At 62.3% G+C, this 11,890-nt stretch carries 15 protein-coding genes; 10 read left to right on the top strand and 5 right to left on the bottom strand.

Annotated features, from left to right (window positions below):
- Positions 1-118: 118 nt before the first annotated feature.
- The 3 genes from ABL914_RS13110 to ABL914_RS13100 are packed head-to-tail and all read left to right on the top strand — an operon-like array spanning position 119 to position 2,596.
- Positions 119-649: a YdcF family protein gene (locus ABL914_RS13110; RefSeq protein ID WP_391563635.1), complete on the top strand. Its 531-nt coding sequence runs from the start codon at positions 119-121 to the stop codon at positions 647-649.
- A 1-nt stretch (position 650) separates the two neighbouring features.
- A complete protein-coding gene (locus tag ABL914_RS13105; protein WP_391563634.1) occupies positions 651-1,343 on the top strand; it encodes a lysophospholipid acyltransferase family protein in 693 nt (230 codons plus the stop codon).
- Complete coding sequence (locus ABL914_RS13100; RefSeq protein ID WP_391563633.1) at positions 1,340-2,596, top strand: NRAMP family divalent metal transporter; 1,257 nt, start codon at positions 1,340-1,342, stop codon at positions 2,594-2,596. The genes ABL914_RS13105 and ABL914_RS13100 overlap by 4 nt, the downstream gene beginning before the upstream one ends.
- Here the strand turns inward: ABL914_RS13100 and ABL914_RS13095 are convergent.
- From ABL914_RS13095 to ABL914_RS13085, 3 genes are read right to left on the bottom strand one after another with little or no spacing between them, the layout of a single operon-like run.
- Positions 2,593-3,375: a transglutaminase family protein gene (locus ABL914_RS13095; protein WP_391563632.1), complete on the bottom strand. Its 783-nt coding sequence runs from the start codon at positions 3,373-3,375 to the stop codon at positions 2,593-2,595. The genes ABL914_RS13100 and ABL914_RS13095 overlap by 4 nt on opposite strands.
- A 3-nt stretch (positions 3,376-3,378) precedes the next feature.
- Positions 3,379-4,293, bottom strand: a complete 915-nt coding sequence (locus ABL914_RS13090) for a prephenate/arogenate dehydrogenase family protein (protein WP_391563631.1) — start codon at positions 4,291-4,293, stop codon at positions 3,379-3,381.
- Positions 4,290-5,390 carry a pyridoxal phosphate-dependent aminotransferase gene (locus ABL914_RS13085; protein WP_391563630.1) on the bottom strand — a complete coding sequence of 367 codons (1,101 nt, stop codon included), beginning with the start codon at positions 5,388-5,390 and terminating at the stop codon, positions 4,290-4,292. The genes ABL914_RS13090 and ABL914_RS13085 overlap by 4 nt, the downstream gene beginning before the upstream one ends.
- A gap of 68 nt (positions 5,391-5,458) precedes the next feature.
- On the opposite strand from ABL914_RS13085, the gene ABL914_RS13080 reads away from it, so the two are divergent.
- Both ABL914_RS13080 and metW read left to right on the top strand, forming a co-directional pair.
- A complete protein-coding gene (locus ABL914_RS13080) occupies positions 5,459-6,595 on the top strand; it encodes a homoserine O-acetyltransferase (protein WP_391563629.1) in 1,137 nt (378 codons plus the stop codon).
- On the top strand, positions 6,592-7,182 hold the full coding sequence (metW, locus tag ABL914_RS13075) for a methionine biosynthesis protein MetW (RefSeq protein ID WP_391563628.1): 591 nt from the start codon (positions 6,592-6,594) through the stop codon (positions 7,180-7,182). Before ABL914_RS13080 ends, metW begins: the two co-directional genes overlap by 4 nt.
- Here metW and fdhD read toward each other — a convergent pair.
- Both fdhD and ABL914_RS13065 read right to left on the bottom strand, forming a co-directional pair.
- Positions 7,171-7,947, bottom strand: coding sequence for a formate dehydrogenase accessory sulfurtransferase FdhD (gene fdhD, locus ABL914_RS13070; RefSeq protein WP_391563627.1), 777 nt, complete (start codon positions 7,945-7,947; stop codon positions 7,171-7,173). The two genes, metW and fdhD, sit on opposite strands and share 12 nt — an antisense overlap.
- Positions 7,944-8,321 carry a VOC family protein gene (locus tag ABL914_RS13065; RefSeq protein WP_391563626.1) on the bottom strand — a complete coding sequence of 126 codons (378 nt, stop codon included), beginning with the start codon at positions 8,319-8,321 and terminating at the stop codon, positions 7,944-7,946. Before ABL914_RS13065 ends, fdhD begins: the two co-directional genes overlap by 4 nt.
- Before the next feature lie 121 nt (positions 8,322-8,442).
- On the opposite strand from ABL914_RS13065, the gene ABL914_RS13060 reads away from it, so the two are divergent.
- The 5 genes from ABL914_RS13060 to ABL914_RS13040 all read left to right on the top strand — a co-directional run.
- Entirely contained in the window at positions 8,443-8,847 is a 405-nt protein-coding gene (locus ABL914_RS13060; RefSeq protein WP_391563625.1) for a hypothetical protein, read from the top strand.
- Between the two features lie 140 nt (positions 8,848-8,987).
- Positions 8,988-9,776: a ParA family protein gene (locus tag ABL914_RS13055; RefSeq protein WP_391563624.1), complete on the top strand. Its 789-nt coding sequence runs from the start codon at positions 8,988-8,990 to the stop codon at positions 9,774-9,776.
- Positions 9,777-9,867: 91 nt separating this feature from the next.
- Positions 9,868-10,296: a hypothetical protein gene (locus tag ABL914_RS13050; RefSeq protein WP_391563623.1), complete on the top strand. Its 429-nt coding sequence runs from the start codon at positions 9,868-9,870 to the stop codon at positions 10,294-10,296.
- Between the two features lie 53 nt (positions 10,297-10,349).
- The gene (locus ABL914_RS13045) at positions 10,350-11,228 is read left to right on the top strand and encodes a hypothetical protein (RefSeq protein WP_391563622.1); all 879 of its coding nucleotides are present in this window, start codon (positions 10,350-10,352) and stop codon (positions 11,226-11,228) included.
- Between the two features lie 78 nt (positions 11,229-11,306).
- Positions 11,307-11,890, top strand: a 584-nt coding sequence (locus ABL914_RS13040) for a glutathione S-transferase family protein (RefSeq protein WP_391563621.1), incomplete at its 3' end; no start/stop codon positions are given.

The following is an 11,890-nucleotide window of genomic DNA, read 5'->3' as shown; positions in this document are numbered from 1 at the left end:
GGGCTGGCTTGATTGGATTTTGCTGGCACTGGTTCCGCTGGCGGGTGTGGCCCTGGCCATGCTGACCGCGCGGCAGACTGTGCTGCGCGCGCTGAGAAAGATGCTGTAGGCCAAGACCATGCTGCGCCGTGTCGTTTCCCTGATCCTGATCGCCTGGGCTGCCGGGTTCATCGTGTTCGCGGTAACCTTGCCGCAGCCCGCCGGCGCCCAGCGCAGCGATGCGGTGGTGGTGCTGACCGGCGGGGCCGGACGGATCGATCGGGCGATTGACGTCCTGGGCAAGGGCTGGGCCGGGCGGATGCTGGTTTCCGGGGTCGATCCGAAGGTCAAGCCAGGGGAATTCGCCGCGCAGTTTGATCTTTCGCCCATGCAGATGCAGTGCTGCATCACGCTGGGCTATGCCGCTACCGATACGATCAGCAATGCTCAGGAAGCTGCCGGCTGGGTCCGCAAACACGGCTATCGCAGCGTGCGGCTGGTGACCAGCGACTGGCACCTGCGCCGCGCCCGGGCCGAGCTGGACAAGGCGCTGCCGGGCTACGTGATTGTGATCGGTGATGCGGTGCAGACGCGTCCTACGCTGCGGATGCTGATGGTCGAATACCACAAACTGCTGGTCCGCAGCATTCCCGGACTGGAAGGAGGTTAGGATGGTTGCGATCCGCGCCCTGCGCAGTCTGCTGTTCTACTTCGTGTTCTATCTGGGCACGGTATTTGTGGTGCTGGCTTGCCTGATTGCACTGCTGGGGGACCGCCAGACTTTTCGCCGCGCGGTTGATCGTTGGGCGCGCTGGCACCGCTTGTGCGCGCGATTTCTGCTGGGGATCACGGTTAGGCTTGAGGGAACTTTGCCCGATGGCCCGATCTTTGTGGCGATGAAGCACGAGAGCTTTTTCGAGGCGATCGATATCGCTCGGGTGCTGCCGCACCCCGGCGTGTTCGCCAAGGCCGAGCTGATGCGAATCCCGCTGTGGGGGCTGGTGGGCGATCGTTATGGCCTGGTTGAGGTTCAGCGCGATCAGGGAGCCAAGGCGCTGCGCCATATGTTGAGTGCGGCCAAAAGGATTTCGGCGGAGGGCCGCCCCTTGATGATCTTCCCCGAAGGAACCCGTGTGCCGCATGGCACCCGCCAGCCGCTTCAGGCCGGATTTGCCGGGGTTTACAAGCTGCTGGGTCTGCCGGTGGTGGCCATTGCGGTTGATGCTGGGCCGCTGTACCATCGCTGGATCAAGCGCCCCGGTATCATCACCTATCGCATCGCCGATCCGATCCCGCCGGGCCTGCCCCGCGACGAGGTGGAAGCGCGCGTACAGGCCGCGATCAATGCGTTGAACCCGCAGTGAGCGGCAACAAGCAGCGCCGTTCACCGCTTGAGGTGCTGGGCCCGGGGCTGGTAACCGGCGCAGCTGATGATGATCCATCGGGCATCGGCACCTACAGCCAGGTCGGTGCGCAATTTGGCTATGGCCTGGCCTGGACGATGTTCTTCGGCTTTCCGTTGCTCGCCTCGATCCAGGCGATCTGTGCGCGGATCGGGGCAACCACGGGCAAGGGCATCGCGCAGAATTTGCGCCAGCACTATTCGCCGTGGTTGCTGCGCGCGGTCGTCCTCATGCTGCTGGCTGCCAATGTGATTAACCTGGGTGCCGATCTGGGGGCAATGGGCGCGGTTCTGGCTTTGATCATTCCCGGGCCGGTGCTGCTGTTTACGGCGTTGTTTGGCTTGGCTAGCGTGCTGCTCGAAGTGTTTCTCAGTTACGCGCGCTATGCCAGGATCCTCAAATGGACGACGCTTTCGCTGTTTTCCTATGTCGCCGTGGTGTTCGTGGCCGATGTGCCGTGGGGCGAGGCAGCATGGGGCACCTTCGTCCCCCATTTCACGTTCGACAAACCGCATGCCATGGCCTTGGTGGCGATCTTTGGTACTACGATCAGCCCCTACCTGTTCTTCTGGCAAGCCGGGCAAGAGGTGGAGGAACAGCACCGCCGCCATATCAAGCCGCTCCACGTCAGCCCGCGCCGTGCCGGGGCAGAGCTTAGGCGGATTCGCACTGATACGCTGGTAGGCATGGGCTTTTCACACCTGACCGCGCTGTTCATTGTGATCGCCACCGCCGCCACGCTCCACGCCAATGGCGTTACGGATATCGCCAGCGCCGCCGATGCCGCGCTGGCCCTGCGCCCGATTGCTGGCGACTTTGCCTTTGCGCTGTTTGCTGTTGGGATCATCGGCACCGGGCTGTTGGCGGTGCCGATCCTGGCTGGCAGCGCGGCCTATGCGCTGAGCGAGACTTTCGGTTGGACCGAGGGGCTGGACCGCAAGCCGCGTGAGGCAAAGGCATTTTACGGCGCGATCGCGGCCGCAACACTGGGCGGGATCGCACTTAACCTGATCCAGATTGATCCGATGCGCGCGCTCTATTGGGCCGCCGTGGTCAACGGCCTGCTGGCCCCGCCGCTGATGGTCGTAACAATGCTGATTGCCAGCAACCGCGTGGTGATGGGCGATCTGGTGATTGGCGGCTGGCTGCGGTTCGGCGGCTGGCTTTCCACCGCGGTCATGTGGGTGGTCGCAGGGGTATTCTTGTTCAGTTAGCTGCGGCTGACGTGTACTTTCAGGTTGACCAACCGGGTGTCTCCGAAAGTAGACAGGAACGCCACGTCAGCGGCATCGCGGCCCACGCCGATCTTGGCGATTTCGGTCGGCCCAGCCATGCCGGTGGCATCAAGCAGGTGCCAGCTTCCGCCAAGATATACCTCGGCCACGGCATGAAAATCAGGCGGGGCAACATCGGGCGCATAGACGCTGACATAGCGGGCCGGGATCGATGCCGCGCGGGCCAGGGTGATCAGAACATGCGCAAAATCGCGGCACACACCGCGCCGCGCCAGCAAACTGTCAACCGCGCTGGCATGGCCGATGGTTGCGCTTGGGCCATAGGTAAACGCCCCGGCAATCCAATCGCGGATGGCCATGATCCGCGCCCCGCCAGACAGACCAGCAAATTCGCCTTCGACAAAGCGTTCGAACAGGTCTGATTGGCAAAACCGCGATGGCATCAGATAATCCACCACATCGCCCGGCAAAAGATGCGGCGGAGTCTCGCTCAGCGTGGAAAAGGCTTCAGGCTCTGGTGCGCGGCTGATTTCTATCTCTGCCGTGTAATCCACCACCAGATCGCGCTCAACCCGCAGCCAGATCCGCTCACCCACATCATCGTGGCCGGCAACCCGCGAAAAATGCGCAACCGGGCTTAGTCCCAGTCCCGAATGTAGCACCCGCTGTTCGGGCAACTGGGCGGCTTCGATCTGCATCAATACGTCGGTTGGCCGGGAAAAACTGTAGGCCAGTTCGCAATAGACGGAGATGGACATGGATCAGCCCTCGCCGTGATCGCTGCGGCCAAAATCAGGCCGGGCATCGTCCTGGCCTTCTTCGATGATCGAGCGGCGGATGGCGCGGGTGCGTTCGAAATGGCCAAACAACTGATCGCCATCACCGATCCTGATTGCGCGTTGCAGCGCGGTCAGATCTTCGGTGAAGCGTTGCAGCATTTCCAGCACCGCATCCTTGTTGGACAGGAACACATCGCGCCACATCGTTGGATCGCTGGCAGCAATGCGTGTGAAATCACGAAAACCGCCGGCCGAATACTTGATCACTTCGCTTTCGGTTACCCCTTCAAGGTCCGATGCGGTGCCAACGATGGTATAGGCGATAAGGTGCGGCAAATGGCTGGTTACAGCCAGCACCAGATCGTGGTGTGCCGCATCCATCAGTTCAACATTGGCCCCCAGGGCTTCCCAGAACGCGGCCAGCGCAGCAACTTTGGCGGGATCAGCATTGGCGGGCGGTGTCAGGATGCACCAGCGCTGCTGGAACAGACTGGAAAAGCCCGCGTCGGGGCCGGATCGTTCGGTCCCGGCCACCGGGTGGGCCGGGATAATGGTCTGGCCCGGCAAGGCTTCGGCCAGCGCCTTGGCCACGCCTTGCTTGGATGATCCGACATCGCTGACCACGGCGGCGGCGGGCAAAGCGCTGGCGAGTTCAGCGGCAACCGCGCCCATTGCGCCTACCGGCACACACAGCACAACCAGATCGGCCGCGCGCACGGCATCGGCGGCGCTTTCGCAAACAGTGCCAACCAGTCCGCGCGTTGCTGCCCGTGCGCGGGTTGCGGGATCGGCATCATAACCGCTGGTCCGGATGCCAGGCAGATGCTCTTTCACTGCCAGGCCAACCGAACCGCCAAGCAAGCCCAGGCCGATGATTGCAACGCGCTGAAAGGTCATTTCGCTGCCTCTGCCAGATCGCGCAGAACACGGGCCACACCGGCCATGTCTGCGGCCGTGCCGATTGTGATGCGGACGCCGTGGGCCAGGCCTTGCCCCGGCAGCCAGCGGGTGATGTAGCCAGCCCCGGCCAACCCTTCATAGGCGGCCCGACCGCTTAGCTTCCCTTCGCAAATCACCATCACGAAGTTCGCTTCGCTATGAACCGCGCGCAGGCCGTGGTTGCCCAGCGCATCGATCTGGGCCATGAAAGCGGCCCGTACCTCGGCATTGTGATCGCGCGATTGTTCGACGAATGCATCATCGTTCAGCGCCGCCAGTGCCATCGCCTGCGCTTCGTTCGATACGTTGAAGGCCCCGCGCAGCCGGTTCAGCACTTCGATCACTTCGGCGCTGCCCGTGCCCCAGCCAACGCGTTCACCGGCCAGGCCATAAGCTTTGGAGAAAGTGCGCGTGGCAAGAACATTGTGCTGGCTTGCTGCCAGTTCCATCGATCCGTCATCACAGCCGGGCGCAACATATTCGATATAGGCAAGATCAAGGACCAGCAGCACATTGGCCGGCAGGCCGGCGTGCAACCGGGCGATCTCGGGCTTGGGCAGATAGGTTCCGGTAGGATTGTTCGGATTTGCAACAAGGACCACTCTGGTCTTGTCAGTCACCGCGGCAAGCAGTGCATCAACATCGGTGCCATATTCGCGCGCCGGTGCTTCAATCGGCACCGCGCCGCAGCGCCGCGCCACGATATCGTAGAGCGAAAAGGCATATTGCGAGAACAGCACTTCATCGCCGGGCCCGGCATAGCCGCTGGCGGCCAGATAGAGCAGTTCGCCAGAACCGGCGCCCATGATGATCCGATCGGGTGGGATCGCGTATTTGGCGGCCAAAGCAGCCCTTAATGCAGTGCTATCGCCATCGGGATAGCGCGATGGGTGGTCAGCCATTCCGCGCGCTGCCAAGGCCTGCGCGCTGCATCCCAATGGGTTTTCGTTGGCGGACAGCTTGATTGCGGGCAAATCCCCATCGCCCCCGGACTTGCCGGGAACATAGGCATGGATCCCTGCGATCCATGGCTTGGGGGTAAGCGTGCTGGCCATTGAAGGGCAGCCCTTAGCAGCCCTTTCGCCGATTGACAGCCCGCTTTGCCTCGCCCAAGCGAACCTCCATGGCGACACGCGCGATCCCTATTGCCAATCAGACGCTGGTTCTGTCTGCGCCGCTGCCGCTTGATGGCGGGCAAAGCCTGGCTGGCGTGGCCGTAGCCTATGAAACGGTCGGTACGCTTAATGCTGACAAGTCCAACGCGGTGCTGGTGTTTCATGCGCTGACGATGGACCAGCATGTCCTTAGCCCTCATCCCAAGACCGGCAAGCCCGGCTGGTGGGCCAAATCAATCGGTCCGGGCAATGTGATCGACACCGATCGGCACTTCATCATCTGCGCCAATGTGCTGGGCGGCTGCATGGGATCAACCGGCGCTGCCAGCCTGGCGCCTGATGGCGCGCCTTATGCCATGCGCTTTCCGGTGATAACCATCCGCGATATGGTGCGTGCGCAGGTGGCCTTGCTTGATGCACTGGGGATTGACCAGTTGCACGCCGTGGTTGGCGGTTCGATGGGCGGGATGCAGGCGCTAAGCTTTGCCGCCAACTGGCCGCAGCGGACCCGCGCGGTGCTGGTGATCGCCAGCACGGCGCGCCATTCGGCTCAGAATATCGCGTTTCACGAAGTTGGCCGTCAGGCGATCATGGCCGATCCCAAATGGCTAGGCGGAGACTATTACGCCAGCGGCAAAGGGCCGGAAGATGGCTTGGCCGTGGCGCGGATGGCGGCGCACATCACCTATCTTTCCGAAGAAGGGATGCACGAAAAGTTTGGCCGCAAGCTGCAGGACCGCCCTGACGGGACCAAAGGCGTTAAAACCTTTGGCTTCGATGCCGATTTCCAGATCGAAAGCTATCTGCGCCACCAGGGGCTTAGCTTTACCGATCGGTTTGATGCCAATTCCTACCTCTATATAACGCGGGCGATGGACTATTTCGATCTCGCCGAAGAGGTTTCCGGCGGCGTCGGGGGCGGGCGGCTGGCCGATGCCTTTGCCGGATCAAAGGCACGCTTTTGCCTGGTCAGCTTTGATACCGATTGGCTCTATCCCACCAGCGAAAGCCGGACCATCGCCCATGCATTGAACGCGGCGGGCGCGCCGGTCAGCTTTGTCGAACTTTCCGCACCGTTCGGGCATGACAGTTTTCTGCTGAACGTCCCCGCGCTGGACCGGGTGATCGCGGGGTTTCTGGGATGATTGCGCTGCGCCCGGATCTGGCGATCATCGCTGAAAATATCGCATCCGGCAGCCGCGTGCTGGATGTTGGCTGCGGCGATGGCGCGCTGATGGCTGAACTGCGCGATCGCCATATGGTTGATGCCCGCGGTCTTGAGCTTGATCAGCACAACGTGGCCGAATGCGTCGCCAAGGGGCTTTCGGTGATGCAGGGCGATGCCGATGCCGATCTGGCAGGCTATCCCGATGCCGCGTTTGACTATGCCATTCTCAGCCAGACCTTGCAGACCACCAAGCGCCCCGATCTGGTGCTGGATGCGCTGCTGCGGGTAGGGCGCAAGGCGTTCGTATCGTTTCCCAACTTTGCCCATTGGAAGGTGCGGGCCAGTTTGCTGTGGAACGGGCGGATGCCGGTTACCCGGCTGTTGCCGATCGCCTGGTATGAAACACCCAACATCCACCATGTTACGGTGCGCGATTTCCGCCTACTGGTGACAGAGAAGGGCTATCGGGTGGAAGGCGAATGGTTCCTTTCAGGTGATACAGGCATTGGCCCCGCTGCCGCTGCGTGGCGAGCAGAACACGCCGTGTTCTTGCTATCGCGTTGAAGCGTCGTTCACCAGCAGCACAGAATCATCGCGGGCCAGCGCCCACAGGCTAAGTCCGGCCGCAGCCGCGCGCTCAACCGCCAGCGAGGTAGGCAAAGAGACGCAGACCAGCGCGGTGGCCCCGCCGCGAACGGCTTTTTCAACAATTTCATAGCTGCAGCGGGCGGTGCTGATAACGAAACCCGGGCTTGGCGCTTGCCCGGCGCGGGCCATGCTGCCCACCAATTTGTCCATAGCATTATGCCGCCCAACGTCTTCGCGGATCGGGCCGATCGCCCCCAAGGATGAGGCCCAGGCGGCGGCATGGGCCGCGCCGGTGCGGTGGGTCAATTCCTGTAGTGGCCGCAGGGCCGCCAATGCGGCGAAGACTGCGCCGGGTTCGATAACTGAATGCGCGGCAACTTTGGGCAAGGGCCGCGCCACTTCGGCCAGATTGTCGATCCCGCACAGGCCGCAGCTCGATTCGGCAACCCGCGTGCGAACCCGCTGGGTCAATTTTTCGATTCCCAGACCGGCCAATTGTGCGCGGACTATCCAGCCGTTCTCAACTTCGGCGATGGCCAAATCGGTAATATCTGCTGCGCTGGCCGCGAGGCCTTCAGCCAAGGCAAACCCGATGGCAAAATCGTCCAGATCGGCCGGAGTGGCCATCATCACGGCATAGGACAAGCCATTGAATTCAAGCGCCACCGGGGCTTCGGGCACCCACACGCGCGAAATTGCGCGGCGGGTGCCGTCTGGCCTTAGTTCGAACGTTTGGCTCACATCCGTTTGAGCGCGCACAGCTTGTTGCCATCAGGATCACGCAAGTAAGCAAGATAAAGCGCGCCCATCCCGCCTTCACGCACGCCCGGCGGATCTTCGATCGCGGTGCCGCCATTGGCAACGCCGGCCGCGTGCCAGGCATTGGCCTGTTCAGGATCATCCATAGCGAAACCGATGGTGCAGCCATTGCCCGCCGTAGCCGGCTGGCCATCGATCGGGGGCGTTACCAGAAACACTCCGCCGCCGTGCATATAGATCAAGCGGCCCTTATCGTCCTGGATCGCTTCGTTGCCGCCAATTGCTTTGAAGGTGGCGTCGTAAAAGGTCTTCGATTTGGCGATATCGTTCGATCCCACCATGTTGTGGCTATACATGCGTTCCTCCATCGGGTTGCGATTTGCTACGTTTAAGGCCTTGGGTCCGTGGGTCAACCAGGCTTGCGTTCGGGCTGGCGATACATATTGCGATTGGATCAGCTTGGCTTAGACTGCCGGCATGACCAAACCAATCGCACTCTGCCTCGCCCTTGCCAGCCTGGTTTTCCAGCCTACCGCCGCAATCGCTGCCGGACCTGCGCTTCCCGATCTTGACAGCCAGCTGCGCTGTGCCGTGCTGTTCGCCTTTGTCGCCAACGAGCAGGACAATCACAACGCAAAGTTTGCCCGGTTTCCGTCGATGGACAAGCCCGGTGAGGCGTTTTTCAACCAAACCGTTGTGCGGGTTCAGGCCGAACGCAGTGTCAAAGATAACCAGTTGATGGAATACATAATGGAACAGGGCAAGGGCCTGATTGTTAAAGCTGCATCGTCCGATGATCCCGATGCGGCGATTGACGAAGCCATGGCCGGCTGTCTGCCGATGTTCACGCAGATCGCGCCAAAGGCCGCGCCAGGCAAGTAACGCGGCCCTGCTTCAGACGTTTTAGGAATAGGTTATTTTGACCGGTGCTGCCCCATTCTGGGGGCAGCGGGGCGGTCCTGATTGCAAATCGGCTGGAATGCTGCATTCATCCGCCAGCAGAACAACAAGGGGCGCACATCGTGGCGGTTATCGCCGTCTACAGCATGAAAGGCGGGGTGGGCAAAACCACCCTGGCGGTCGATCTGGCGTGGCGGTTTGCAGCTGCCGGTGGGCGCAATGCGCTGCTGTGGGATCTTGATCCGCAGGCTGGCGCTGGTTACCTGCTGGGATTCGAACCGGCCCCGCATGGCCGCGCCGCCGCCGTCTTTCAGCGCGATGGCAAACCCCGCCAGTTGATCGAGCGGACTGCCTATGATCGCCTTTCGCTGCTGCCGGGCGATGAGAGTTTGCGCCATTTACCGGGACAATTGGCCCGGCTGGGGCAGCGCCGCCGGCTGGCGACCATGACCGGCCAGCTCAAGGCGGAATACGAACGGATCGTGCTCGATTGCCCAGCGGGGCTGAGCGAGGTTTCCGATCAGGTGATCGCTGCGGCCGATCTGCTGATCGTGCCGCTGCCGCCCAGCCCGCTTTCGGCCCGCGCGCTTGATATGCTGCGCCGTGAACTGACGCGCAATCACCACCGCCATCCACCGATCCTGCCGGTTCTATCGCTTTACAATCCGCGCCGGCCGCTGCACCGGGCGGTGCGCGAAGGCGCTGCTGCCACCTGGCCCGTGGTTCCATTTGCCGCCCAGCTTGAACAAGTAGCGGTTCAGCGCGCGCCGCTGGGGACTTTTGCGCCCGATTGTGATCCGGCCCGCGCTTTGGGCAAGCTGTGGGCGGGGATTGAAGCCAAACTGGCATCGCTCCGTGAACCGCAGGCTCAAGCCCAGGCATTGTTCGGTGCGCAGCCTGTTGTAACCTGACCCAGCGTTGCACGCGCCGTTCAGTCCCGCGCAAGCTCGGCAGGATTATTTACCCCGCGGGCCCGGATTTGCGGGCGGGAGGGTTTTGATCATGTCGCTGCGTTCGCTTGTGCTGGCTCCGCTGGCCGCTCTGGTGCTTGTCCCTGTTCCGGCCTTTGCCAATGACCGGGCCCAGGAAAATGCCGAACTGGTCAGCCAGTTGCAGGATCCTCGCACCCAGGATGCGGTTGGCAGTGCGCTTGGCGCAATGGTCGGCGCGCTGCTGGGGATCAAGGCCGAACCGTTTGTGCGGGCCGCCGAATCGGTGGGCAATCATGACGCTCGGCGCGATGTTCCTGCGGGCGCGACGCTGGGCGATCTGGCTGGTGCTGACGCGCGCCGCTTGCCACGGCAGATCAAGCGCCAGGTGCCGCACCTGATGAATGCTGCCGGATCGATGGTTGGAGTAATGGATCAGTTGGCCCCTCAGATCGAAGCGATCGGCCGGCAGATGGAGCGTGATCTGGGCGGGCTCGACTAGGGTCAGGACCCTAAGGCTTTCGCAAATCGCAGCCACAGGCTAAGCGCGGCGGCATGTCTAATGCGCCGCGCCATGCGATCATCGATATCGGTTCCAACACCATCCGGCTTGAGGTGTTCGGGGCCTCGGTCAAGGACGTGCTTTACAACGACAAACTGGCTGCCGGACTGGGCCGGGGGGTGGTGGCGCGCGGCCGGCTTGATCGGCGCAGCATGGCCACTTCGCTGGCAACCTTGCGTCGTTTTGCGGCCTTGCTGAAATTGATCCGGCCCACATCGCTGCGGGTGGTGGCCACGGCCGCTGTGCGTGATGCCGCAAATGGCGGAGAATTTCTGGAAGCGGTGCGCGAGCTGGGGCTGCCGGCCGAACTGCTCTCGGGCGAGGATGAGGCGCGGGCATCGGCGATGGGCGTCATCGCCACCCATCCTAAAGCAAGCGGGCTGGTGGCCGATCTGGGCGGTGGCAGTCTTGAGCTGGCCCGGATTGGGGCAGACCGGGTTTTTCAATGCACCTCATTTCCATTGGGCGTAATGCGGGTGGCGGCGATCCGCGCCGAAGGGCCGGGGCGCTTGCGCAAGGTGCTGAAGGATCTGCTGCGCCAGCAGGACTGGGCCCAGCTTCAAACCGATGAGACGCTCTATCTGGTCGGCGGGGCGTGGCGTGCACTGGGCCGGTTTGATGCCTATCGTTCTGGCCGCAGTTTCGCTGCAGTAATCCCGGCAGACGATGCCCGCCTGCTTAAGGCCGCCATCCGTGAAGCCGGCCCCCGGCGGCTTGCCGCGCTGCCGCGGATCACCCCCCAGCGGGCCGCACAGCTGGGCCATGCATCGGCGCTGTTATCGGCATTGTTGGTTGAGACCGGCGCCCGGTCCGTGCAGGTTTCCAAGACCGGCCTTCGCGAAGGGCTGCTCTCACAGCAGTTATCCACCTGATTTAGTCACCACCTTGCCCCGCTGCGACTTGAAGCGCGATTCGCGCTTGGGCATGGGGGATCGGGATTGGATCCTGACATGTGGCAGCTTTTTCAATATCCCCTATGCCCGTTCAGCCGAAAAGTGCGTCTGCAGCTCAGCGAAAAAGGCGTGCCCTATGAATTGTGGCGCGAAAATCCGTGGGAAGCACGCGACGATTTTCTGGCGCTTAACCCGGCGGGCCGCACGCCGGTGCTCCACGAAAGTGAAAAGGGCACAACCCTGTGCGATAGCCGCGCGATCTGTGAGTATTTTGAAGAGACCGTTGAAAAGAATGCCCTGATCAATGGCACTTCGGCAAGCCGCGCCGAAATCCGCCGGCTGGTCGCGCTGTTTGATGAAAATTTCTACGGCGATGTTACCGCGCCCTTGCTGCACGAACGGATGAAAAAGCGGCTGGTCTGGCGCCAGTCGCCCGATAGCCGGGTGCTGCGCGAAGCGATGAAGCTGGCGCATGAGCATCTCTATTACATCGATCACCTGGTCGATCACCGCCAGTGGCTGGCCGGTGCAACGATGAGCCTGGCCGATCTTTCCGCAGCCGCGCAGATTTCGGTGGCTGATTATCTGGGCGGGCTGGATTGGGCCGGGCATGAACAGGCCGCTTCATGGTATGGCGTGCT

It is taken from the genome of Novosphingobium sp., from assembly GCF_040079535.1.
Lineage (GTDB): Bacteria > Pseudomonadota > Alphaproteobacteria > Sphingomonadales > Sphingomonadaceae > Novosphingobium.
This window is presented reverse-complemented; position numbering and strand designations above follow the sequence as displayed.